At 64.2% G+C, this 23,185-nt stretch carries 17 protein-coding genes; 9 read left to right on the top strand and 8 right to left on the bottom strand.

What is annotated here, in order from left to right; all coding sequences use genetic code 11:
- The first annotated feature begins 3 nt into the window (after window positions 1-3).
- Window positions 4-1,539, top strand: a complete 1,536-nt coding sequence (locus JQ567_RS10700) for a TRAP transporter large permease subunit (protein WP_212438776.1) — start codon at window positions 4-6, stop codon at window positions 1,537-1,539.
- A 213-nt stretch (window positions 1,540-1,752) separates the two neighbouring features.
- Here the strand turns inward: JQ567_RS10700 and JQ567_RS10705 are convergent, their stop codons facing one another.
- Together JQ567_RS10705 and JQ567_RS10710 are read right to left on the bottom strand one after the other, a co-directional pair.
- Entirely contained in the window at window positions 1,753-2,865 is a 1,113-nt protein-coding gene (locus JQ567_RS10705; RefSeq protein WP_212438777.1) for a TRAP transporter substrate-binding protein, read from the bottom strand.
- A gap of 297 nt (window positions 2,866-3,162) precedes the next feature.
- Window positions 3,163-4,116, bottom strand: coding sequence for an AEC family transporter (locus tag JQ567_RS10710; RefSeq protein WP_212438778.1), 954 nt, complete (start codon window positions 4,114-4,116; stop codon window positions 3,163-3,165).
- Between the two features lie 134 nt (window positions 4,117-4,250).
- On the opposite strand from JQ567_RS10710, the gene hspQ reads away from it, so the two are divergent.
- Window positions 4,251-4,583 carry a heat shock protein HspQ gene (hspQ, locus tag JQ567_RS10715; protein WP_212031571.1) on the top strand — a complete coding sequence of 111 codons (333 nt, stop codon included), beginning with the start codon at window positions 4,251-4,253 and terminating at the stop codon, window positions 4,581-4,583.
- Between the two features lie 86 nt (window positions 4,584-4,669).
- Here hspQ and JQ567_RS10720 read toward each other — a convergent pair whose 3' ends face one another.
- Window positions 4,670-5,515: an invasion associated locus B family protein gene (locus JQ567_RS10720; protein ID WP_212438779.1), complete on the bottom strand. Its 846-nt coding sequence runs from the start codon at window positions 5,513-5,515 to the stop codon at window positions 4,670-4,672.
- Between the two features lie 270 nt (window positions 5,516-5,785).
- Between JQ567_RS10720 and JQ567_RS10725 the strand changes: the two genes are divergently transcribed.
- From JQ567_RS10725 to JQ567_RS10740, 4 genes are all read left to right on the top strand, one after another.
- On the top strand, window positions 5,786-7,612 hold the full coding sequence (locus tag JQ567_RS10725) for an extracellular solute-binding protein (RefSeq protein ID WP_212438898.1): 1,827 nt from the start codon (window positions 5,786-5,788) through the stop codon (window positions 7,610-7,612).
- 94 nt (window positions 7,613-7,706) lie between these two features.
- Window positions 7,707-9,212: a class I adenylate-forming enzyme family protein gene (locus JQ567_RS10730; RefSeq protein WP_212438780.1), complete on the top strand. Its 1,506-nt coding sequence runs from the start codon at window positions 7,707-7,709 to the stop codon at window positions 9,210-9,212.
- 91 nt (window positions 9,213-9,303) lie between these two features.
- The gene (locus JQ567_RS10735; protein WP_212438781.1) at window positions 9,304-10,545 is read left to right on the top strand and encodes a GGDEF domain-containing protein; all 1,242 of its coding nucleotides are present in this window, start codon (window positions 9,304-9,306) and stop codon (window positions 10,543-10,545) included.
- A 245-nt stretch (window positions 10,546-10,790) separates the two neighbouring features.
- Window positions 10,791-11,345 (top strand): hypothetical protein, encoded by a 555-nt coding sequence (locus JQ567_RS10740; protein ID WP_212438782.1) that lies wholly within the window; start codon window positions 10,791-10,793, stop codon window positions 11,343-11,345.
- A 90-nt stretch (window positions 11,346-11,435) separates the two neighbouring features.
- Here the strand turns inward: JQ567_RS10740 and mfd are convergent, their stop codons facing one another.
- Together mfd and JQ567_RS10750 are read right to left on the bottom strand one after the other, a co-directional pair.
- Window positions 11,436-14,954, bottom strand: a complete 3,519-nt coding sequence (gene mfd, locus JQ567_RS10745; protein WP_212438783.1) for a transcription-repair coupling factor — start codon at window positions 14,952-14,954, stop codon at window positions 11,436-11,438.
- Window positions 14,951-15,241 (bottom strand): succinate dehydrogenase assembly factor 2, encoded by a 291-nt coding sequence (locus tag JQ567_RS10750; protein WP_212438784.1) that lies wholly within the window; start codon window positions 15,239-15,241, stop codon window positions 14,951-14,953. The genes mfd and JQ567_RS10750 overlap by 4 nt, the downstream gene beginning before the upstream one ends.
- Before the next feature lie 400 nt (window positions 15,242-15,641).
- Here JQ567_RS10750 and JQ567_RS10755 point away from each other — a divergent pair, with 400 nt between their 5' ends.
- The 3 genes from JQ567_RS10755 to recG all read left to right on the top strand — a co-directional run bounded on the left by JQ567_RS10755 (window position 15,642) and on the right by recG (window position 19,640).
- A complete protein-coding gene (locus tag JQ567_RS10755; protein ID WP_212438785.1) occupies window positions 15,642-16,835 on the top strand; it encodes an RNA ligase RtcB family protein in 1,194 nt (397 codons plus the stop codon).
- On the top strand, window positions 16,832-17,455 hold the full coding sequence (gene prfH, locus JQ567_RS10760) for a peptide chain release factor H (RefSeq protein WP_212438786.1): 624 nt from the start codon (window positions 16,832-16,834) through the stop codon (window positions 17,453-17,455). The genes JQ567_RS10755 and prfH overlap by 4 nt, the downstream gene beginning before the upstream one ends.
- Before the next feature lie 76 nt (window positions 17,456-17,531).
- On the top strand, window positions 17,532-19,640 hold the full coding sequence (gene recG, locus JQ567_RS10765) for an ATP-dependent DNA helicase RecG (RefSeq protein ID WP_212438787.1): 2,109 nt from the start codon (window positions 17,532-17,534) through the stop codon (window positions 19,638-19,640).
- Between the two features lie 111 nt (window positions 19,641-19,751).
- Here the strand turns inward: recG and JQ567_RS10770 are convergent, their stop codons facing one another.
- The 3 genes from JQ567_RS10770 to JQ567_RS10780 all read right to left on the bottom strand — a co-directional run bounded on the left by JQ567_RS10770 (window position 19,752) and on the right by JQ567_RS10780 (window position 22,869).
- Complete coding sequence (locus JQ567_RS10770) at window positions 19,752-20,528, bottom strand: DUF502 domain-containing protein (protein ID WP_212438788.1); 777 nt, start codon at window positions 20,526-20,528, stop codon at window positions 19,752-19,754.
- A gap of 97 nt (window positions 20,529-20,625) precedes the next feature.
- Window positions 20,626-22,452 carry a glutamine--fructose-6-phosphate transaminase (isomerizing) gene (glmS, locus tag JQ567_RS10775; protein WP_212438789.1) on the bottom strand — a complete coding sequence of 609 codons (1,827 nt, stop codon included), beginning with the start codon at window positions 22,450-22,452 and terminating at the stop codon, window positions 20,626-20,628.
- Between the two features lie 243 nt (window positions 22,453-22,695).
- The gene (locus JQ567_RS10780; protein WP_212438790.1) at window positions 22,696-22,869 is read right to left on the bottom strand and encodes a hypothetical protein; all 174 of its coding nucleotides are present in this window, start codon (window positions 22,867-22,869) and stop codon (window positions 22,696-22,698) included.
- Between the last annotated feature and the right edge of the window lie 316 nt (window positions 22,870-23,185).

Raw genomic sequence — 23,185 nt, forward strand, 5'->3', positions numbered from 1 at the left:
GACATGAGCTTTACCGAGATCCTCGGACTCATCATGCTCGTCGGCATGGTCGCGGTCATCTTCATCGGTTTCCCGATCTCCTTCACGCTGCTGTTTCTCGCCCTCATCTTCGGTGGGCTCGGGCTGGGGTGGGAGCAGACGTTCAATCTGGCCTATCTGCAGATCTGGGGCACGATGAAGGACGAGATCTTTCCAGCCGTGCCGCTGTTCATCTTCATGGGCTATATGACCGAGCAGGCCGGGCTCATGGAGCGGCTCTTCGGAGCGCTGCGCAGCCTTCTCGCGTCGGTGCGCGGCTCGCTTTATCTGGCGGTCATCCTGACGGCGACGATCTTTGCCATGGCGACAGGCATCGTCGGCGCCGCCGTGACTGTGCTCGGCGTCATGGCCGCCCCGATGATGATTAAGGCCGGCTATGATGCCCGACTGTCGTCCGGTGCTATCGCCGCCGGCGGTACGCTTGGCATTCTGATCCCGCCCAGCGTGATGTTGGTGGTGATGGGCCCGACCATGGGCGTGCCCGTCAATCTGCTCTATTCGGCAGCGTTCGGTCCCGGCTTCCTGCTCGCCGGCTGCTATATCGCCTACACGCTCACCCGCAGCTTCATCAATCCGAGGCTCGGTCCACCGATGACGATGGAAGAACGCAGATCCGCTCACAACCAGATGACCACGGAAAAGGTGGGCGCGCCTGTGGTGGGATTGGGTCTCGTCTGCTTGGTGGCGATCACCTATTTGCTCCTGGACTGGTTGCTGGGTCGAGCAGACGCCCCGCGTCTTCCCGTCAGCATTGGTCCATTGGGTGTTTCGGCCGTGGCATTGGTCCTGGCGTTGTTGACGACGTTTCCCTATGTCCGAAGCGCCTATTTCCGCGCCATCGTCCTAGGTATAGCGCCGCTGAGTGCGCTGATCGGCTTTACCCTGGGAACCATCATCGGTGGCTTGGCGACGCCGACCGAGGCCGCCTCGTGTGGCGCCTTCGGAGCCGCCTTCCTGGCGCTCCTCTACGGTCGGCTCAACATGAGGTCGATCATCAACGCGGGTATTAACACCATGGTGACCTCGGCCATGGTGCTGTTTCTGGCCGTGGCCTCGAATGTATTCGGCGCCGTCTTCACGAAGCTTGGCTCGGCGAACTTAATCACAAATTCGCTCCTAGCCGTTCCCCTCGATGACTGGTGGAAGCTGGCCCTGATCATGTTCATCTTTTTCGTGCTGGGATGGCCATTCGAGTGGCCTGTGATCATCCTGGTCTTTATGCCGATCGTTCTGCCGGTGGTAGAAAAGCTCCAGTTCGGCCTGAACAAGCTCGACTTGCTGCTCTGGTTCGGGGCCCTGACCGCCGTGAACATTCAAACCGCGTTCTTGAGCCCACCGGTTGCCATGTCAGCCTACTACCTGCGCAATGTCGTTCCGCAGTGGAGCCTGGCGACGATCTACAAGGGCATGGCCGACTACATGGTGATCCAGGTAATCGTCCTGATGCTGCTGCTGCTGTTCCCGCAGATCGCTCTGTGGCCGCCGAGCGTGTTGAGGTAGGATCTGCTTTTTCCGGGCTCGGGGCCCGCGGCGAGAAGCTAAGGGGCTTGCTTGTAGGTTGGGTCGAGCGTCGGCGATGATCCCAACACAAATCGGGAGAGCCACACTGGCTTTCGTGTTTGGGGGCGCTTCGCTTAACCGAACCTCCGGAGCGAGAAGGGCGGCCGAGGCCGCCGCCCTTCCAGTCGTCTCAAGGCGTCCATCAACTCCATCTCACTGTGTTTTCACAGGCCAGTAGTAGTCCGCCTGGAGTGCGTATGGCGGGAACATGAAGCGCTTGGCCGGCACGACCTTCGAAGCATAGGCCTTTTGCGACTCGTAAACCTTCTTGAAGAACGGATTCTTCGCGGATTCCGCGGCGGCGAACTCGTCCCAGGTCTTGAGGAAGGCAGTGTTGATCTCAGGCGGTGTCGTCAGGAGCTTGACGCCGTGCTTGGTCGTAAACTCCGCAATGGCCTCCGCGTTCATTTTCTGAAAGGTCGCCCACCAGCGCAGGAAGGTTTCCGATGTGGCCGACTTGATCGCTTCCTTGTTCTGATCCGGCAGGCTGTCCCAGACATCCTTGTTGATCGCGAGCTCGGCGACCGAGGCGCTCTCGTGCATGCCCGGCGTGTAGTGGTATTTCCAAACCGTGTGCAATCCGAGGCGCTGGTCCTCGACTCCACCCACCCACTCCGCGCAATCGATGGTGCCACGTTCGGCGGCGGGCAGGATTTCACCCCCCGGCATATTGACGACAGCCATGCCCATCTTGGCATAGAGCTGGGCGACGATGCCGGTCTGGCGGCACTTCATGCCTTTGAAGTCAGCGAGGTCCTTGATTGGCCGCTTGAACCAGCCGAGCGCCTGCGGGCTGGGCGGGATGCTCGGGAATGCGACCAGGTTGAGCTTCAGCTCCTTCTGATAGAACTCGTTCCACAACTCGAGGCCGCCGCCGTCGTAGACCCAGCCGATGAAGTCGATCGCATCCATGCCGGCAATGCCGGCCGGAGTGTTGGAGAAGAGCGTTGCGGCATTGTTCTTGCCGTACCACCAGTAGGAGATGCCGTAAGCACCATCGATCACCTTCTTGTGCGTGGCATCCAGTATCTCGAAAGGCGGCACGACCGCGCCGCCTGGCAGCGCGTCGATCTTGAGGTTGCCACCCGTCAGCTTGTCGACCCGGTCGGCGAAGAACCTCAAGGCGTCGTGCGTTGTTGACGACGCAGGCACCGCCGACTGGATCTTGAGGGTTCGAGGCTGCTGGGCATGCGCCGTGACGGCGAGCGCCAATGTGGCAGAGACTGCCGCGACCAGAGCCGTCTTCGTAAGCGAACTGATTTTCATTGGTTTTTACCTCCCTCTAGCGTTCGTTGTACCTCCCTTTAACAAGCGTGCAGGCGAGCCATCGGGGTTCCACCCGCGAACAATCCTACCGCGGATGAGGTGCTTCAGCCAGAGTGACCCTCCGGAGCGGGCTTACTTGCAATGAGACGAATTTCCCTGCGAAATGGCTGCCCGGGGGACAGGACCGGTTTGGGTCATTCGCGTCGATTTGGCATGTCCGCGGCATGTCCGGTTAGGAGGCAATCTCGGAAATGCAGGTTGTCCCGTTCTAGTGAGTCTACGCTCTATTCGTTGCCTTCAAGGAAACGCCAGCCTGCCGCTCTGGATGAACCACATCACGCTGGTCAGCGTGACGACGGAGGCGAAGGTTCCGATCAGGACGGCGACCGATGCCGGCTCGATCCAGGTGTTGTTCTGCCGCGCGATCACGAACACGTTGAGCGCCGGCGGCAGCGACGCCATCAGGATCGCGGTGGCCGCCCAGGGCTGCGCGAACGGCCCGAACAGCAGCATCAGAGCGAACACGATCAGCGGATGGATCAGGAGTTTGACCGCGATCACGCCGGGCACCTCCCGGGGCACGCGATCGAACGGGCGCAACGCGACGGTCACGCCCAGCACGAACAGCGCCGTCGGTGCCGCGGCGTTCTGCAAAAACACCAGCGTGTTGTCGATCGCGACGGGGGGCCGAAAATGCAGCGCCGCGGCGAGCGCGCCGGCGCCGGCCGACATGATCAGCGGGTTGAGCACGATCTGCCGCACCACGATGCCGAGCGTGTGCAGCAGCGAGCGATGCTCGCGATCGGTGAACGCGATCAATATCGGCACGATCGAAAACAGGAAAATGCTGTCGCAACAGAAAATCAGCGCGGTCGGCGCCGCCGCCTTGGCGCCGAGCACGGCGAGCGCCAGCCCCGGGCCCATATAGCCGATATTGCCATAGGCGCCGGCCAGCCCGGCCAGGGTCGCCTTGCGCAGCGACAAGTCGCCGATGACCCGGCCCGTCACCACGGCAACGACGAAGGCGATCACCGTCCCGAGCGTGGTCGCGATCAGGAATGGCGGGTTGTTGAGTTCCGAAAACGGCGTCTTGGCCATGATGCCGAACATCAGGGCCGGCAGCGAGACATAGAGCAGGAAGAAATTCATCCAGGCCAGCCCCGCCTCCGGCAGCCCCCTGGTCTTGCCGCAGGCAAAGCCGATGAAGATTACCCCGAAATAGGGAATCGCCAGATTGAGGATATCGGCCATGCAATGGAGGTCTTTTCGTCAGCGTTTCGTCAATGTTTTCTTGGGGCTGGCGCCGGATGTGCCAGCCGGACTTGAGAGTTAATTCAACCTTTTGCCCCTAGCATCGGCCACAATCATGGTCTATTCGACGAGGTATGATCAAAGCGCGCACCGCCAAATTCCAGATCGGTCAGATCGTCCGTCACCGGGTGTTTTCATTCCGGGGCGTGATTTTCGACATCGATCCGGTATTCAACAATACCGAGGAATGGTGGTTGTCGATCCCTGAGAACGTTCGGCCGCACAAGGACCAGCCGTTCTATCATCTGCTGGCGGAGAATTCGGACTCCGAATACGTCGCCTATGTCTCCGAGCAGAATCTGCTGCCCGACGATTCCGGCGAACCGATCCGGCATTCGCAGGTCGCCGAGATCTTCGTCAAGGACAAGTCCGGCGGCTATCGTCCGCGCAATCCCTCGCTGAACTGACCTGGCTTCATCCGGGCTACAAATCTCCTCTGAACGAAAAAAAGCGCCCGGACCGGGCGCCTTTTTGTTTGTCGATCGAAGCGGCGTTACTTGGCCGCCGGATTGGCGTTGCCCGGCGCGCCGCCGGCGGGCGGGTTGGCCTCGAGCTTCTTGCGCGCTTCTTCAGCCCGCTTCTGCAGCTCTTCCTGCAGCTTCTGCTGGGTCTTTTCGAATTCCTTGGGGTCGGTCGGCGGGCCGTCATAGGCCTTGGCGAATTCGGCCAGCGGCAGCGGCAGCGTTAGCGGCGCCCCGTTGGAGTTGATCGCCTGGACCACCAGATTCTGGCCCTTCTTCAGGTTGGCCAGCAGTTCCGGGGTCACTTCGTAGTCCGACATGCAACCGTTCTGGAAGCAGATCACATAGGGGCTCTGCGCCGGAGGATTGGCATCGACGATGACGCGGGTGCCGTGCACGAGCTGCATGCCGAGCGGCAGCGTCACGCGCAGGATCTTCTTCGGCTCGCCTTCCGGCTCGATGATGACGGCCGCGATGACCGGCTGGCCGGACTCGATGCGCCCGTCCTTGCCGGTGAAGCAGACCTGCTTGGCGCCGGCGTCCTGCCCCTTGAGGCAGAATTTGGTCCAGGGCGCATAGATCAGCTGGACCTGCTGGTCCTGCGACTGACCGCCTGCCGGGGGAGCGCCGCCGGCGGCCGCTGGCGGGGCCGGCTGGGCGTTCGGGGCGGCGGGCGCTTGAGCCTTCGGAGCGGCTTTCGGGGGAGCCTTGGGAGCGGCCTTCGGGGCCTCCTTGGGCGCCGCTGCGGGGGCACCGGGGGCCGGAGCCGGGGTTTGGGCCTGCGCGCCCGCGACGAGCAACGTCGCGGATAATGCCGTCGCCGCCAACAAGGCGGCAACCCGCCCATGCGGCCGGACGGCCAAGATACGGAAATTCATTGCGGAAAACCCTTTCTGAACGGGAGCGCCCGAAACCGCTGCAGGCACCGACACCTAGCCGTTTGGGCGGCTGTCTCCTAGTCAATTGAGGCGGATACGTGACAGGCGTCACCGCCCTGGTCAATTGCACGCCTTCAATACAGCGGCAGACGAAAAGATCAATGCCGACAAGCATCTTTGGCCGCGGTCTCGGTGGACGCCGAGGCCTGTGGTCAAGGCCTATGGTAAAGCTCCCTGGTGTGTGATCCCGAATCAAATCCGCGCGTGCAGATGGTAGCCTTTGGACGTATCCGGCTTGGTATTCTCGCCAGCGTTGTGCTCGCGCTCGGCCTGTTGCCGATGACGCTCGCGGGCAAGGCCCGCGCTGGTGAAAGCCATGCGATCTCCATGCATGGTGCGCCGGCCCTGCCCGCCGATTTTGCCCACATGCCCTATGCCAAACCGGATGCACCGAAGGGCGGCCGGCTGGTCTGGGGTCTGCTTGGCACCTTCGACAGCCTCAACCCGTTCATCGTCCGAGGCCTCGCCCTGCAGCAGATCAGGGGCTTTGTCGTCGAGAGCCTGATGAGCCGCGGCAACGACGAGGCCTTCACGCTCTACGGGCTGCTCGCCAGGAGCGTCGAGACCGACGACATCAGAAGCTATGTCACGTTCCACCTCGATCCCCGGGCGCGGTTCTCGGATGGCAAGCCGGTAACGGCCGACGACGTGCTGTTTTCCTGGGCGCTGCTGCGCGACCGCGGCCGCCCCAACCACCGCCAGTATTACGCCAAGGTCGGCAAGGCCGAGGCGCCCGACCCGCTCACCATCAGGTTCGATTTCGGCGGCGCGCCCGACCGCGAACTGCCGCTGATCCTCGGCCTGATGCCGGTATTGCCGCGCCATGCGGTCGATCCCGAAACCTTTGAGGATACGACCATGACCGGACCGGTCGGTTCCGGTCCCTATCGCGTCACTGCGGTGCGCCCCGGCGCCAGCGTCACGCTGACGCGCAATCCCGATTATTGGGGCCGTGACCTGCCGGCGAACCGCGGCCTGTGGAACTTCGACGAGATCCGGTTCGATTACTACCGCGAGTCCAACGGCCAGTTCGAAGCCTTCAAGCGCGGGCTCTATGATTTCCGCAACGAATCCGAGCCGCTGCGCTGGCACGACGGCTATGATTTCCCGGCCGCCCGCAGCGGCGAGCTGATCCGCGACGTCATCAAGCCGGCGATGCCGCAGCCGTCGGAGTATTTGGTGTTCAATACCCGCCGCGCGGTGTTTGCCGACGTCCGCGTGCGGCGCGCCCTGACGCTGCTGTTCGATTTCGAATGGATCAACCGCAACTACTTCTTCGGCCTCTATACGCGTGCCGGAGGCTTCTTCGCCGGGTCGGAATTATCAGCCTATGGCCGCGCCGCCGATGCGCGCGAGCGCGAACTGTTGAAGCCGTATCTGGCGCACATCCCGCCTGACATTCTCGACGGCAGCTTCCGCCTGCCCGTGTCAGACGGTTCGGGCCGCGACCGCGCGGCGCTGCGGGCCGCCCTCACGCTGCTGTCCGAGGCCGGCTACGTGCTCGACGGCACCGTGCTGCGCCAGCGCGCGACCAAAGCACCCCTCACCTTCGAAATCCTGGTCACGACGCGCGATCAGGAACGGATCGCGCTGGCCTACGCCAGAGACCTCAAGCGCGCCGGCATCGAGGCCAGCGTGCGCGCGGTCGATCCGGTGCAATTCGACCAGCGCCGGCTCGGCTACGAGTTCGACATGCTGCAGAACCGCTGGGACCAGTCGCTGTCACCCGGCAATGAGCAGTCGTTCTATTGGGGCAGCCAGGCCGCCGATATCCCCGGCACAAGGAACTACATGGGCGCAAAGGACCCGGCGATCGACGCCCTGATCGCGGCGCTGCTGGAGGCCCGCGAGCGGCCGGAATTCGTCTCGGCGGTGCGGGCGCTGGACCGGACCCTGATGTCGGGCTTCTACGCTATCCCGTTGTTTAACGTCGCCGAGCAATGGATCGCGCGATGGAATCGGGTAGAACGGCCTTCAACCATCGCCTTGACGGGCTACCTGCCGGAGACGTGGTGGCACAGACCGGACGCCAAATGATGCAACCGCCCAGAGCGTTTTCCAGCGAAGTGGACACCGGTTCGCGCGAAGAAAACGCGTCAAATCAAGACTCTAGTGCCATCGAAGTGACGCCGTGACCCTGCCAGCCGCTTCGCCCACGCTCGATACGTTGTTCAAGCGGTCACTGGCACGGCAGCCGGATGCGACGGCGCTGGTCGATCCGCCGAACAAGCAGCGCGTCACCGGGCAGACGCCGAAGCGCCTCACCTATGCGCAGGCCGACCGCGCCATTTCCGCGCTGGCTGCGCATTTCATCGAATCGGGATTGCCGGCCAACTCGGTGATCGCGGTCCAGCTGCCGAACACCATCGAATTCGCGCTGACAATTCTGGCCGCCTATCGCGCCGGACTGGTGGTCGCCGTGCTGCCCTTGCTGTGGCGGCAGGCGGAACTGACCATGGCGCTCAACCGCACCGCGGCGCGGGCGATCGTCACCACAAGCAAGGTCGACGGCATCGTCTATGCGGATCTGGCCATGAATGCCGCGGCCGAAGCGTTTTCGATCCGCCATGTCTGCGGCTTCGGCACCGATTTGCCGGAAGGCATGGCCTCCCTCGACAACGCGATCCTGAGGGAATCCACCACCGCGCGCGCGGTGATCCAGGATGGCCGCAAGGCGGCGCTGATCTCGTTCGATCTGACGTCGGAAGGTTTCCGGCCCGTGCCGCGCGCCCATCTCGGCCTGATCGCCGGAGGGCTTTCGGTCTCGCTCGAAAGCGACGTCCCACAGGGCGCAACGATCCTGTCGGCGTTCTCGCCAATGTCGTTTGCCGGCCTCGCCTCGACGCTGACGGTCTGGCTGTTGTCGGGCGGAACCCTGGTGCTGCACCATCCCTTCGACGAAGAGGTGCTGGAGCAGCAGGTCAACGAGTATGCCTGCGATACGCTGATTGCCCCGGCCCAACTGGCGTTGCGGCTGGACGAACTCGACCTCGCGGGCAGCCTGCCCTCCCTGCGCAACGTCATCGGCTTGTGGCGCGCGCCGGAACAGGTGATGTCGAGCGCGTCCTGGTCGACCCAGCAGGCAACGCTGACCGACGTCTATCTGTTCGGCGAAGTCGGTTTGTTCGGGGCGCGCCGGATTGCGGACGACGGTTCGCCGGCCCTGATCAAGTCAGGACCGCACGGGGCGCCGCGCGAACTGCCGGGCTCCTCGATCGCGGGCGACATCCTGCTGACGCCGCGGGGCACCCTGGGACTGCGCGGACCGATGATCCCGGTCGCGGCCTATGCGCCCCCACCGCCCCCCAGCGACTCGCTGATCGCAGCCCCGCCGCGCGATTACGTCGACACCGATTATTCCGCCCGGCTCGACCGCTCGACCGGCGCCATCAACATCACCGCGCCGCCGTCCGGCATCATGGCGGTTGGCGGCTACCGCTTCCTGGCGCAGGACCTGCAGGAATGGGCCCGGCGGCTCGGGCAAGGCGCGCTGCTCACGGCATTGCCGGATCGCCTTAGCGGCCATCGGCTTGCCGGCCGGGCCCAGGACAACGCCCGCGCCCGCGACGCGCTGACGGAACTCGGGCTTAACCCGTTGATGGTCGAAGCGTTTCGCGACCGGGCCAACACCACCTGAGCGCAATTTCGCGGCTTGCGTTGACGCCACATTAAGCCCGGCAAACTAGGATCGCGCTCTCATAAATGGCGCGCTTGATCCGAGTTGTCAGATGTCCCAGCAAGGCCCGATCCTCGTCGTAGCGACCGCAAGGCGTCCGTCGTTTGCCGCAGCGCTCGATGTCGCAAAGCTGTTTCCGGTCGTCGAGGCCGAATGGGCGGACGCAGGCCGCGCGGTCGAACAGCTGCAGCCAGCGGCGGTATTGGCCGCCACGTCCGACGTCGATCAGGCCACGCTTGCCGCACTCGCCGCGCCGATTGCGGCCCACCAACCTTACCTGCCGCTGATCGCGGTCGATCCGCAGGGAACGTTGCCCGAAAACGTCATTCCATTTTTCCAGAGCCAAAATTCTCAAGAACTCGGAGACTCCAACCGCCTCGTCGCGCGCCTGCGCGCGGCGCTGCGCATCCGCTCGCTGCACGCGACCGTGATGCGCCGGCTGGTACCGGCCACCCGGATCGCGCTCTCGGACATCGACACCTTCCGAGATGCTACCGTGCTGCTGGTCGGCCGCGGCGGCGCCTACCCCACGCTGTCGGTCTCGCTCGGCGAACAAACCGGCGTGGTCGGCGCGCTCAGTATCGAGGCTGCGGCGAAGCATCTCAATGCGCGCGACATCGACGGCATCGTGGTCAGCGAAGGTTTTAGCCCGCGCGTGGTCGATGCTTTCCTGACCGTGCTGGCGGAAGACGCCCGCTTCCGCCATCTGCCTGTGGTGGTGACGTCAGGCGATCTGTTGCCGGCCTATGAATTGCCGAACCTCGAAATCCTCTTGGGCGAGCCCGCACAAATGGTGGCGACCGCGTTGCCTCTGATCCGCCAGCATGCCTTCGAAGCGCATTTGAGCCGGACGCTGCGCTCGATCGACGCCGAGGGTTTGATCGATGCCCGCACCGGCCTGCTCACACCAACCGCCTTCGAACGCGACTTCGCCAGCGCGGTCTACCAGACCCAGCAACGCGGCGGCGGCCTGTCGGTTGCGCGCTTCGCCTTCGACCCCGCGCATCCCCGCGCCCAGTTCGACGGCGCGCGCATCATCAGCCGGCTGATGCGGCAGATGGATTTTGGTGCCGTTTGCGATGACGGATCGGTCCTCGTCGCCTTCGCCGAGACCGACCTCAAGACCGCGCATACGATCGCGCGGCGGCTGTCCAGCGTGATGCGCCACACCAGCCACGGCAAGCGCGACACGCGCGCAGAACCAACCGTGACGGTCGCGACGCTGGAGTCGAAGGACTCCGCGAAGGCGCTGCTCGCGCGCCTCGGCGAAGAGGCGCATCGCGCCGCGTCGTGAAGGCCTCAGGTCGGGTCTTCGAAGAAGTGGAAACCCAACGGGCCGATCCCAAAATCCACCACCGGTCAATGGTGAGACGTCCCTTGTTATCGTCCATGAACCCGCTGGGCTGCTGGGGCGACACACAAGGCGGATGCTGCTCGTCGCCTGGGCCGACGGGCGCGGGCGCTTTGCGCCCACCCGGTGAGGACGAGGCAATGCCGAGAGACAACACGGAGCCAAATTGGAAAGCTCGGAGCATCGCCTTGTTTGCGATAGTCCTTGCGCTTGTGGGAGGGCTCTCGCTGTTCAACAAGGCAAACGACGACACGAAACCTCCCGCCGCCGTCGCGGAAGCTGCCACCGCCGGTTCGAGCAACTGCCATGAATTCGAGGCGAATGCCCGTAAGCTGTTCGACCAGGGCGGCGACACGGCAACGCTGAGTGGCGCATTCGCGCCCGGCGACCAGGTGCACCTGGTGATCGATTTCAACGGCGTCAGCTATGCGTGGGAATCGACGGGCGTGTTGGGAAAAATGCCGAACGTGAGCGGCTCCCGCTGGTTCAGCTGGCTTAGCGGGTACAAGTACACCGCGCGCACCAGGGCCACATACTCGCCCGAGCACACGCTGATATCCTCCGTGTCCGACGGCAAGATCAGTGGATTCGCCAAGTTGGAGGTGAAGCTCGATGTAGCCACCGCCGGAGATGGCGCGATAACAATCAAGAAGACAGGCAGCGGGCTATTGCCGAAGGTCGTGATCGCAAACTGCAAGCCCTCGAAACAGACGCCCGCGATCACACGGCAATTGTCGAGCTGATATCTTCGTAGGGTGGGCAAAGCGAAGCGTGCCCACCACGCTCCATGGTGGGCACGGCGCAAGCGCGCCTTTGCCCACCCTACAAAGCGCTTACGCCGCCTTCTTGTTCTCCGCGAGGTTGGCGAGCTGGCGCAAAATCTCCGTCGTGCCCATCAGCCGCTCTTCCGGCGTCTTCCATATCTGCAGGAACACCACCTTCATGTCCGGGCGCACCTTGGCGGCCTGGCCGTGCTGGCGGATGAAGAACACCAGCCGGTCCGGCTGCGCGAACTTGTTGTCGCGGAAGCTGATGACGGCGCCCTTCGGCCCGGCATCGACCTTCTCGACATTGGCCCTTCGGCAATAGGCCTTGATCGCGGCGACCTTGAACAGATAGCGCACCTCGTCCGGCAGCACGCCGAAACGGTCGCGCATTTCGGCGGCGAAATTGTCGATCTCTTCGTCGGTCTCGAGATCGGCGAGCCGGCGGTACAGCGACAGCCGTACCGCGAGGTCGTTGACGTAATCCTCCGGGATCAGCACGGGCATGCCGATGGTGATCTGCGGCGACCAGCGGTCGGCCGCGGGCTCGACCACACCGGCCTTGAGGTTGAGGATCGCCTCTTCCAGCATCGATTGATAAAGCTCGAAGCCGACTTCCTTGATGTGGCCGGATTGTTCCTCGCCGAGCAGATTGCCGGCGCCGCGGATGTCGAGGTCGTGGGACGCGAGCTGGAAGCCGGCGCCCAGTGTCTCCAGCGATTGCAGCACCTTCAGCCGTCGCTCGGCCTGCCCGGTGATCTTCTGCTGCGCCGGCAGCGTGAACAGCGCATAGGCCCGCAGTTTCGAGCGCCCCACCCGGCCGCGCAATTGGTAGAGCTGCGCCAGGCCGAACATGTCGGCGCGGTGCACGATCAGCGTATTGGCCGAGGGAATATCAAGCCCGGATTCGATGATCGTGGTCGAGAGCAGGATGTCGTATTTGCCGTCGTAGAACGCCGACATGATGTCTTCGATCACGGTCGGCGGCATCTGGCCGTGGGCAACCGCAACCTTCATCTCCGGCACGTGCTTGTCGAGGAAGTCCTTGACGCCCGCGAGGTCCTCGATGCGCGGCACCACATAGAACGCCTGGCCGCCGCGGTAGCGTTCGCGCAGCAGCGCCTCGCGGATCATCAGGGGATCATGCGGCGCCACGAAGGTGCGCACCGCGAGGCGATCGACCGGCGGCGAAGCGATGATCGAGAGATCGCGCACGCCGGTCAACGCCAGCTGCAGCGTGCGCGGGATCGGCGTCGCGCTCAGCGTCAGCACATGCACCTGCGCCCGCAATTGCTTGAGCCGTTCCTTGTGGCTGACGCCAAAGTGCTGTTCCTCGTCGACGATCAAGAGGCCGAGATCCCTGAACTTGATCGCCTTGCCGAGCAGCGCATGGGTGCCGACGACAATGTCGACATTGCCTTCCGAAAGCCCCTTCTTGACCTGCGTCAGTTCCTTCGGCGCGACCAGCCTTGAGGCCTGTGCGACGTTGACGGGGAAACCTCTAAACCGTTCGGCAAAGGTCTTGCTGTGCTGCCGCGCCAGGAGCGTGGTCGGCACCACCACTGCGACCTGCTTGCCGTCGAGCGCGACGGCAAACGCCGCCCGTAACGCTACTTCCGTCTTGCCGAAGCCGACGTCGCCGCAGATCAGCCGGTCCATCGGCCGGCCGCTTTCGAGGTCTTTCAGCGTGGACGTGATGGCGCCGAGCTGGTCCTCGGTCTCTTCATAGGGGAAGCGTGCGCAGAACTCGTCATAGACATGCGGCTGCACCGGCATTTTCGGCGCTTCATGCAGATGGCGTTCGGCCGCGATCTTGATCAGTTCGCCCGCGATCTCGCGGATGCGGTTCTTGAGTTTTGCTTTTCGCGCCTGCCAGCCGCCGCCGCCAAGGCGGTCCAATTCGACGTTGGCGTGGTCGGAGCCGTAGCGCGACAGCAGTTCGATGTTCTCGACCGGCAGGAACAGTTTTGTTTCGGCGGCGTAGTGCAGTTCGAGGCAGTCATGCGGCGCGCCGGAGACTTCCAGCGTCTGCAGCCCGATGAAGCGGCCAATGCCGTGCTCGACATGCACCACGAGATCGCCGGCGGCGAGACTCGTGACCTCCGAGATGAAATTATCGAGCTTGCGGCTCGCCTTGCGCGGCCGCACCAGGCGGTCGCCGAGGATGTCCTGTTCGCTGATGACGGCGACGTCGTCAGTCTCGAAACCGGATTCCATGCCGACCACCGCCAGCATGGCCTCGTTGCGCGGGGTCGCCTGCACGGTGCGCCAGGTGTTGACGCTGGTGAGGTTGAGCAGCTTGTGATCGCGCAGCATGCTGCCCATGCGGTCGCGCGAGCCCTCGCTCCACAGCGTGATCACGACCTTCTTGCGCTGCGCCTGCAGCGCCAGCACATGGGCGACGACGGCCTCGAAGACGTTGACGGAGCTATCGGCGCGCTCCGGCGTGAAGTTGCGCCCCTGCCGCGCGCCGGCATCGAACACGTCAGAACTGTCGTCGGGCACCGCGAACGGCGTCAGCCGCGCCAGCGCGGCTTCCTCCAATCGTGTCGTCCACTCCTGCTCGGTCAAATACAGCCGGTCGGGCGGCAGCGGCTTGTAGATCGCGCCGCCCCCGGGATGCTCCAGCGCCTCGCGCCTCGCTTCATAATAATCCGCGATCTGCTTGAAACGCTCGCGGGCAGCGTCCTCCCCTTGTGGTTCGATCGCGACCGGCGCGCCGTCGAGATAGTCGAACAGCGTGTCCATCCGTTCCTGGAACAACGGCAGCCAGTGCTCCATGCCGGGATGGCGGCGGCCTTCGCTGACGGCTTCATAGAGCAGATCGTCGCGCTGCGGCGCGCCGAAGGTCGCGACATAGCCCATGCGAAAGCGGCGGATGGTCTCGGTGACCAATTGGAATTCCGAGACCGGCACCAGATCGAGCGCGCGCATGTCGAGCAGCGTGCGCTGGGTTTCGGCGTCGAACGTGCGGATCGATTCCAGGCTGTCGCCGAAGAAATCGAACCGCACCGGCTGGTCGAGCCCGGCCGGAAAGAGGTCGAGAATGCCGCCGCGCACGGCGTATTCGCCGGGCTCGCGCACCGTCGAGGAGCGGTTGTAGCCATTATGCTCCAGCCAGGCGACGATGGAGTCCATCGGCACGACGTGACCGGGCGCCACCGACAGCGCCTGCGCCGCCACCACCTCGCGCGCCGGAACGCGCTGGACGATGGCGTTGACCGTGGTCAGCACGATCAGCGGCTTGTCGCTGCCTTGAAGCCGCGACAGCCGCGCCAGCGTGGTCAGGCGCTGGGCCAGGACGCCGCCATGCGGCGACACCCGATCGTAGGGCTGGCAGTCCCAGGCCGGAAACTGCATGACCGGCAAATCGGGCGCGAAGAATTCCAGCGCCCGCGCCAGTTGCTGCATGCGGGAGCCGTCGCGGCACACCACCGCAAGGCTCACCGCCGGTGGCTTCGGCTTGGCGGCGACCGCGCGTGCGAGGTCAGCGACGACCAGCCCTTCCGCGCCCTCGGCGACATTGGCAAAAGTCAGCGCGCGGCCGGGAGCCAGCAGCGCAGCAGGAGATTTCACAGGTGACTTCATGCGTCGTGATCCACGGCGCGACGCGCCTTGATGCGATCGAACAGCGCGCTGGCGTATTCGGGATCGAGCGGCTTTTCGCCGGTCAGCGCGGCATAGAGGTCGGGATCGGGCACCTCGAGCAGCCGTTCCAACTCGGCCATGTCGCTCTCAGACAGATCAGCGATCTCGGCGTCGGCAAAGCGCCCGAGGATGAGATCCATCTCGCGGGTGCCGCGATGCCAGCAGCGAAACAAAAGCCGCTTGCGGCGGTCATCGAGGCCACCGCTCGATCGTGTCGAACCCGTCATTGTCCCATTCCCATCCGAACGCCAAAAGCCCGGACGTGCCGGGCGGGGTTGATATAGCCATGGCCGCAGCGAATGTCAGTAGCGTTTCCGGCGCAAATCCAAGTGAAAGTCCAAGTGAACTTGATGCATGTGAACCTGATGCCCGTGACATGCGACAATAGCTTGGCGCGGCGGACTTGCAGCTTTTGCGTTTCGCCGGTATGTGATCTGCGCGATCAGTGGCCGATTTTGGCACGATCATCAGGGAGAAGGCTCGATGACGTTGATGTCTCGCCGCCCCGTCGAGGGCATCGCCTGAGGGCGCGTGCGTTAGCCGCGCCGCTTGGGAAATCACGCGCTTAAGTCAGCGAGAGCTGTGCGGTGCGCGTCGACTAACCCAAATCTCTCTGAAAGCTTTCAAATGGGCACTTCTCCCAAGATGGACGGCCGTGCGCCGATCCATGTCTTCGCCTCGTCCAAATCCTGGATCGAGGGCAACGCCACGCTTCAACTGGAACAGGTCGCCGGCCTGGCTGGAGTCCGGGCGGTCGCCGCCATGCCGGATCTGCATCCCGGCAAATATGGTCCCGTCGGTTGCGCCATTCTGGCCGACCGGATTCATCCGCAGCTGGTCGGCTCCGACATCGGCTGCGGCATGGGACTGTTTGAACTCGATATTGCCGCACGCAAGCTGCGGCTCGACCAGCTGGCCGACCGCTTGAGCTCGCTCGATCAACCCTGGGACGGCGATGTCGCCGGCGTCCTGGCTGACACCGGTCTTGACGCCACCACGTTCGATGCTTCGCTCGGCAGCATCGGCGGCGGCAATCATTTCTGCGAGATCCAGGCCATCGAGGAAATCCTTGCGCCGGAGACCGCCGCGCAAGCGGGACTGGACCGGGATCAGGCCTATGTCCTGGTTCATTCCGGTTCGCGCGGTCTCGGCTACTCGATTCTGGAACGCGTCCTGTCGAACGGGCAAGCAGCGCTTGATCCCGCGAGTGAAGACGGCGGATCCTACATGGACGCGCATGATCACGCCGTGCGATGGGCCAGGCTCAACCGTCGCATCATCGCAGAGCGGGCCGCAGCGGCAGCGCGTGCGGACCTGCGTCCGCTGAACGATCTGGCCCACAACATGGTCGAGCGTCAGGGCTCCATCGGTGGCGACGTCATGGCGCTGCATCGGAAAGGCGCAGCGGCTTCCGATCGCGGGCTGGTGCCGGTGCCGGGATCGCGCGGGACTCTGTCCTATCTGGTGGAGCCGCTGGCGGCGATGCAAACCGAGGCGCTCGCCTCGCTCGCGCATGGTGCGGGCCGCAAATACGACCGGGCATCCATGCACGGCCGCGTGCGGGGCAAGAAATCCGACGTGGCACGGCTGGAGCGCAATCCGTACGGCGGCATCGTCGTCTGCGGGGATCGCGGGTTGCTCGTGGAAGAGGCGCCGGAGGCCTACAAGAACATCGACCGCGTCATCGCCGACCTCGTCGAGTTCGGCCTGGCGCGCGTGGTGGCGACATTCCGGCCGCTGGTGACGTTCAAGAAGGCGCAATCCAGCGTCGCAGCAAGCAACGGCAAGCGCGAAAAATCCTGGAAGGAGGATCGCCGATGATCCGGCTTCTCCTCACCAGCGGACGCGGTCCGGCGGAATGCCGGATCGCGCTCGCAAAGGCTGTCGCGACGCTCACCGCCGAAGCGACCTCGCTGGGTCTTGATACCGATTGCGTGAATGGGCCGAATCCGGACGGGCATGGTCCGGCGTCGGCGATAACAGTGATCCATGGCGATGCCGCCGCGGCCTTCGCACGGCCGTGGATCGGTTCGATCCAGTGGGTGGCGCAGAGCCCGCTCCGGCCACATCACAAGCGGAAGAACTGGTTCATTGGTGTTTTTGAACTTCCGGCGCCGCCCGAAGCGCCGAAAGCGCTGGCCGCGCACGACGTTCGCTTTGAAGCCTTCCGGGCCGGCGGCCCCGGCGGTCAACATCAGAACAAGACCGAGAGCGCCGTGCGTGCGACCCACATCGCAACCGGTCTGTCCGTCGTGGCGCGCGAGGAACGCTCGCAACATCGGAACAAGGCGCTGGCACTGGAGCGGATCGCGGCATTGATCAGGCTGCAGGGCGAACTCGAAGCGATCACGGCCCGGAATGATGCGCATGCGGCGCATGATCGCCTCGAGCGCGGCAGCCCGGTCAAGCGGTTCAAGGGCAGCGCGTTTCAGGCATCGTAGTCCGACACCAAAAAAGCCGTGGACGTCTGGCACAAAGCCGGGCATCCCGGACCGGAACGGACCTACATTTGCCCTGATGCGCCCTCCTCTGCTCAATCCGCTGTTTGCTCCGGTCACGACGCTTCCTGGCGTCGGGCCGAAGCAAGACAAATTGCTGCGCTATCTGCTCGGCCGCAGCGAGACGCCGCGGCTGGTCGATCTGCTGCTGCATCTGCCGGCCAGCGTGATCGATCGCCGGGCGCGGCCGAAGATCCGCGAAGCCGCTCAGGGAACCGTGGTGACGCTGGAGGTCACCGTCGATCGCCACCGGCCGCCGCCGCCGCGCAATTCGCGCGCGCCCTATCTCGTCTACGCCAGCGACGACACCGGCGACGTGGTGCTGACGTTCTTCCGCGCCAAGCCCGGTTATGTCGAAAAACTGCTACCCGCAGGCGAGAAGCGCTACGTGTCGGGCACCTTGCAGATGTACGACGGGATTCCCCAGATCGTGCACCCCACCAACATCGTGGATGAAGCGGCCTTTGCGAAACTGACCGGCATCGATCCGGTCTATCCACTGACCGAAGGCCTCGCGCTCGGCTCGCTGCGCCGCGCTGTGGCCCAGGCGCTGCAGAAACTCCCCGAACTGCCCGAATGGATCAGTCCGGAAGTCGTCCGCCGCTGCCACTTCCCGCCCATCCGGGAAGCGTTCACCCGTGTCCATGTCCCGGTCGAGCTGACGGACATCCTCCCCGATGGCCCGTTCTGGTCGCGGCTCGCCTTCGACGAACTTTTGGCGGGTCAACTGGCGCTGGCGCTGGTGCGCGCGCAGTTGCGCCGTCCCGCCGGCGATCGCCACGCCGGCGACGGCCATCTGCGCAGCAGGATCATCGACGCGCTGCCTTATGCGCTGACGGCGTCACAGCGCGATGCGGTTGCCGCCATCACCGGGGATCTGCGACAGCCGGTGCGGATGCTGCGGCTGCTGCAGGGCGACGTCGGATCCGGCAAGACGGTGGTCGCCCTGCTCGCGGCCGCCGCCGTGACCGAGGCGGGCAAACAGGCGGCGCTGATGGCGCCGACCGAAATCCTCGCGCGCCAGCACATCAAGACCATCACGCCGCTGGCCGAGCGCGCCGGCATGCGGGTGGCGATCCTCACGGGGCGCGAAAAGGGCAAGGAGCGACGCGAAATCCTCGCCCAGCTTGAAGCCGGCGAGATCGATTTTTTGGTCGGCACCCACGCGCTGATCCAGGACGACGTCGCCTTCAAGGCGCTGGCGCTCGCCGTGGTCGATGAACAACATCGTTTTGGTGTGCGCGAACGGCTGGCGCTCACCAACAAGGGCGACGCCGTCGATGTGCTGGTGCTGAGCGCGACGCCGATCCCGCGCACGCTGGTGCTGACCTATTTCGGCGACATGGACGTCTCGGAACTGCGCGAAAAGCCCGCCGGCCGCCAGCCGATCGATACCCGCACCGTCCCCAACAGCCGGCTCGACGAAGTCGTCGACGGCGTCGGCCGGGCACTCAAGGCCGGCAAGCTGGTCTACTGGATCTGTCCGCTGGTGGAGGAATCCGAAGCCGAGGGCATCGAGCACCTCACCAACGCCACCGAGCGGTTCGAGCGGCTGCAACAGCGCTTCGGCGACCGCGTCGGCCTCGTCCACGGCCAGATGAAGGGCACGGAAAAGGACCGCGTGATGGCGCAGTTCGCCGCCCACGAAATCGGCCTCCTGGTCGCCACCACCGTGGTCGAAGTCGGCGTCGACGTCCCCGCCGCGTCGATCATGGTGATCGAGAACGCCGAACGCTTTGGCCTCGCCCAGTTGCATCAATTGCGCGGCCGCATCGGCCGCGGTTCGGAGGCGTCAACCTGCCTCTTGCTCTACAAGGAACCGCTCAACGAGATGTCGACCGCGCGGCTGAAAGTGATCCGCGAAACGTCAGACGGATTCAGGATCGCCGAGGAAGACCTGAAACTGCGCGGCGAAGGCGACGTGCTCGGCATCCGGCAAAGCGGCCTGCCCGGCTACCGCATCGCGCGCTCCGAAGTCCACGGCCAGCTCATCACCCAGGCCCGCGACGAAGCGCTGCGGATCATGAAGGACAATCCGAAGCTCAAGGGCGACCGCGGCGAAGCGCTGCGCTGTTTGCTGTATTTGTATGAGCGGGATGAAGCGATCCCGCTGATCGGGGCTGGGTGACGGCCTCTCCCCGTCATTGCGAGCGCAGCGAAGCAATCCACGCGCGGCATAACGGATAGATGGATTGCTTCGTCGCTGCGCTCCTCGCAATGACGCCGAGCGGCCGGTGCCCTACTCCACCTTCGCCGGCTGCAGCGTGGCTGCATTCGCGGCGTTGGCCGCGCGCGCGGCGTTCGCGGTGGCGGCCAGTGCCGCGATCTTCTTCTGCGGATCGGAGCCCGGCTGCACCACGCCCGCGGACATGATCAGCGTTGCGGCGTCTTCGGCGCTCATGTCGATTTCGATGATCTTGTTCTTCGGCACATAGAAGAAGAACCCCGTGGTCGGGTTCGGCGCGCAGGGCAGGAACACCGAGATGTGCTCGTCCTGGCCGGGCAGCTTGTTGGCGATGTCGACGCTTGGCGATTGCGAGATCAGCACGATCGACCACATGCCCGGCGAGGGAAACTCGACCAGGCCGACCCGGCGAAAGCTCGATCCGTTCCCCGAGAACAGCGTCTCGAACACCTGCTTCAGGCCGCGATAGATCGCACGCACCGCCGGAATGCGGCCGAGCAGCCGTTCGCCGAGGTCGACCAAGGTCCGGCCGATCAGGTTCGCAGTCAGGAAACCCAGCAGCGTCAGCGCGATCACGGCGACGATCAGCCCGGAACCCGGCAGCCCGAACGGCAGATAGGTTTCCGGCCGGTAGGCAATGGGCACGAACGGCCGTACCAAGCCGTCGACCCAGGTGACGAACCACCAGGTCAGATAAAAGGTAATTGCAATCGGTCCGGCGACCACCAGGCCGGTGAGGAAGTAGTTGCGGAAACGGGCCATCAGGCCGGTATGGACGACTTCCGGCGGGACGTCGGCCGGGGTGGACGGGGGCAGATCTTGGGGATTCATTGCGGTTCCAGGTCGCGGGGGCAGCCGGTCTTGTTCCAGCTAAGCCATCCTAGCAGGTTTTTGAAGGCCTGAGGTGCCGGCAAGCACGCCCCTGCGGCTATTCGACCGTGACCGATTTGGCCAGATTTCGCGGCTGATCGACGTCGGTGCCCATCACCACGGCGGTATGATAGGCCAACAGCTGGACCGGAACGGCATAGACCATGGGCGTAAAGGTCGCAGCCATGTCGGGCAGCACGATGGTGACCAGGGATTCGATGGTCGCCTCCGCAGCCCCCTTGGCGTCGGTCATCAGGATGATGTTGCCGCCGCGGGCGGCGACCTCCTGCATGTTGGAGACGGTCTTTTCGAACACCCGGTCATGCGGCGCGATCACCACCACCGGCATGTTCTCGTCGATCAGCGCGATCGGGCCGTGCTTGAGCTCGCCGGCGGCATAGCCCTCGGCGTGGATGTAGGAGATTTCCTTCAGCTTCAGCGCGCCTTCCAGCGCCAGCGGATAGCTGGTGCCGCGGCCGAGATAGAGCACGTCGCGGCATTTGGCGATGTCGCGCGCCAGCTTTTCAATCTGCAGTTCGGTCGTCAGCGCCGCGGCCATCAGGCGGGGAACTTCGACGAGGCCATGGACCAGCTTGGTCTCATCCTCGTCGGACAATTCGCCGCGCGCCTTGCCGGCGGCAACGGCTAGCGCGGCCAGCACCATCAGCTGGCAGGTGAACGCCTTGGTCGAGGCGACGCCGATCTCGGGCCCCGCCAGCGTCTGCAGCACGGTTTCGCTCTCGCGCGCGATCGTGGAAGTTGCCACGTTGACCACGGAGAGCGTGTGCACGCCTTGCGACTTGGCGTAGCGCAGCGCCGCCAGCGTGTCGGCGGTCTCGCCGGACTGCGAGATAAAGATCGCCAGATCGCCCTTGCGCAGCGGCGCCTCGCGGTAGCGGAATTCCGAGGCGACATCGACCTCGACCGGCACGCGGCCGAGCCGCTCGAACCAGTATTTGGCAATATGGCCGGCATAGCTCGCGGTGCCGCAGGCGACGATCGCGATGCGCTGAACATTCCTGAAATCGAACGGCAGCGTCACCGGCAGCATCACGCGGTCGGTCGCCATGTCGACGTAGCGCGCCAGCGTATGGCCGACCACTTCCGGCTGCTCGTGGATTTCCTTGGCCATGAAGTGGCGGTAGTTCGCCTTGTCGACCAGCGAACTCGACGCCGTGTGCTTGATCGCGTCGCGATGAACGATCGCATTGTCCTTGTCGTAGATAGTGGCGCCCTTGCGCGTCAGCACCACCCAGTCGCCGTCCTCGAGATAGCTGACGGTATTGGTCAGCGGCCCGAGCGCAATCGCGTCCGACCCCAGATACATTTCGCCGTCGCCGTGACCGATCGCCAGCGGCGGGCCGTTGCGGGCGCCGATCATCAAATCATTGTCGCCGGCGAAGATGAAGCCGAGCGCGAACGCCCCGCGCAGCTGCGACAGCGCCGCCTTCACCGCTTCCACGGGACCTATGCCCTGGGCGAGCAGATTGTCGACCAGATGCAGCACGATCTCGGTATCGGTTTCGGTCTTGAAGACCGCGCCCTTTTTCTCCAGCGCCTCGCGCAACTCGCGAAAATTCTCGATGATGCCGTTATGGACCACGGCGACGCGTTCGGTCGCGTGCGGGTGCGCGTTGTTCTCGGTCGGCCGGCCGTGGGTGGCCCAGCGGGTATGCCCGATCCCGGTATGACCGGCGAGCGGTTCGGCCTCCAGCCGCTTTTCGAGGTTTTTGAGTTTGCCCTCGGCGCGGCGCCGCGCCAGATGGTCGCCCTCCAGCGTGGCGACGCCTGCGGAATCATAGCCGCGATATTCCAGGCGTTTGAGCGAATCCACCAACTGCTCCGCGACCGGAGCGCGTCCGAGAATGCCGACAATGCCGCACATGCGGTTTAATATCCCCAAATCGTCGAAAATTTGCCGAAGCAACGCCACGTTCCCTTAACGGGAAACGCGGCTACCCACCTACTCAATAATTATTGCGGATTGAGACAGTCTTAAGCGGAAAGCTTAACGACGGGGACTGTTAACGTTTCGATTGACCGAACGCCATCCGTGGCGTGTTCAAAACTCTCCGATGCACCAGGGAGCGCCGGTCAGGCGCCCCTTCTGCGCCCCGGTTTGGTCAGATCAAAGCTGCGGGCGACCGTTGGCCATGCGCAGGACCGTGCTGATGGTGGTCAACACGGCCTTCGCAACGTCGAGCAGGTTGACGCCGCCCTGCACGCGACCAAGCTCGTCATCGTTAAGGGATCGGTTGTCGTTCTGCTGCCCTCGGCTGTCACTCTGCGTATCGATGTTCATTGGCATCCTCCTCATCGGTGCTCGGGCGAATCCCCTCGTTTGCCGCCTCACGCTATTTGTTGGGACACAAGACTTCCGTGATCTGCCGCACGAACGCTGACTGCGACAAAACAACCCGACGGGCAAATCAATTCTGCTTTACAGAATTCGTGTCAAGCCCTGAATTAAAAAATATTTCGCTTTTCCCGAAGGAAAATCAGGTGCACAATTATCGCCATCCCGTCCCGCTGAGAGGGGCGCTCGCGATCGTCACGAACGTGGGACGGGGATGCGATGGACGCAAGAGTTGCGACTGACGAGCGCGGGTCGAGTGTAC

Source organism: Bradyrhizobium sp. AUGA SZCCT0431, assembly GCF_018131065.1.
In the GTDB taxonomy this organism is placed as follows: Bacteria; Pseudomonadota; Alphaproteobacteria; order Rhizobiales; family Xanthobacteraceae; genus Bradyrhizobium.

Excerpts from the sequence above, each read along its gene's own strand:
- JQ567_RS10700 (WP_212438776.1), top strand. The coding sequence starts at position 4 with ATGAGCTTTACCGAGATCCTCGGACTCATCATGCTCGTCGGCATGGTC.
- JQ567_RS10705 (WP_212438777.1), bottom strand. The coding sequence starts at position 2,865 with ATGAAAATCAGTTCGCTTACGAAGACGGCTCTGGTCGCGGCAGTCTCT.
- JQ567_RS10710 (WP_212438778.1), bottom strand. The coding sequence starts at position 4,116 with ATGGCCGATATCCTCAATCTGGCGATTCCCTATTTCGGGGTAATCTTC.
- hspQ (WP_212031571.1), top strand. The coding sequence starts at position 4,251 with ATGATCAAAGCGCGCACCGCCAAATTCCAGATCGGTCAGATCGTCCGT.
- JQ567_RS10720 (WP_212438779.1), bottom strand. The coding sequence starts at position 5,515 with ATGAATTTCCGTATCTTGGCCGTCCGGCCGCATGGGCGGGTTGCCGCC.
- JQ567_RS10725 (WP_212438898.1), top strand. The coding sequence starts at position 5,786 with ATGGTAGCCTTTGGACGTATCCGGCTTGGTATTCTCGCCAGCGTTGTG.
- JQ567_RS10735 (WP_212438781.1), top strand. The coding sequence starts at position 9,304 with ATGTCCCAGCAAGGCCCGATCCTCGTCGTAGCGACCGCAAGGCGTCCG.
- mfd (WP_212438783.1), bottom strand. The coding sequence starts at position 14,954 with ATGAAGTCACCTGTGAAATCTCCTGCTGCGCTGCTGGCTCCCGGCCGC.
- JQ567_RS10750 (WP_212438784.1), bottom strand. The coding sequence starts at position 15,241 with ATGACGGGTTCGACACGATCGAGCGGTGGCCTCGATGACCGCCGCAAG.
- JQ567_RS10755 (WP_212438785.1), top strand. The coding sequence starts at position 15,642 with ATGGGCACTTCTCCCAAGATGGACGGCCGTGCGCCGATCCATGTCTTC.
- prfH (WP_212438786.1), top strand. The coding sequence starts at position 16,832 with ATGATCCGGCTTCTCCTCACCAGCGGACGCGGTCCGGCGGAATGCCGG.
- recG (WP_212438787.1), top strand. The coding sequence starts at position 17,532 with ATGCGCCCTCCTCTGCTCAATCCGCTGTTTGCTCCGGTCACGACGCTT.
- JQ567_RS10770 (WP_212438788.1), bottom strand. The coding sequence starts at position 20,528 with ATGAATCCCCAAGATCTGCCCCCGTCCACCCCGGCCGACGTCCCGCCG.
- glmS (WP_212438789.1), bottom strand. The coding sequence starts at position 22,452 with ATGTGCGGCATTGTCGGCATTCTCGGACGCGCTCCGGTCGCGGAGCAG.
- JQ567_RS10780 (WP_212438790.1), bottom strand. The coding sequence starts at position 22,869 with ATGAACATCGATACGCAGAGTGACAGCCGAGGGCAGCAGAACGACAAC.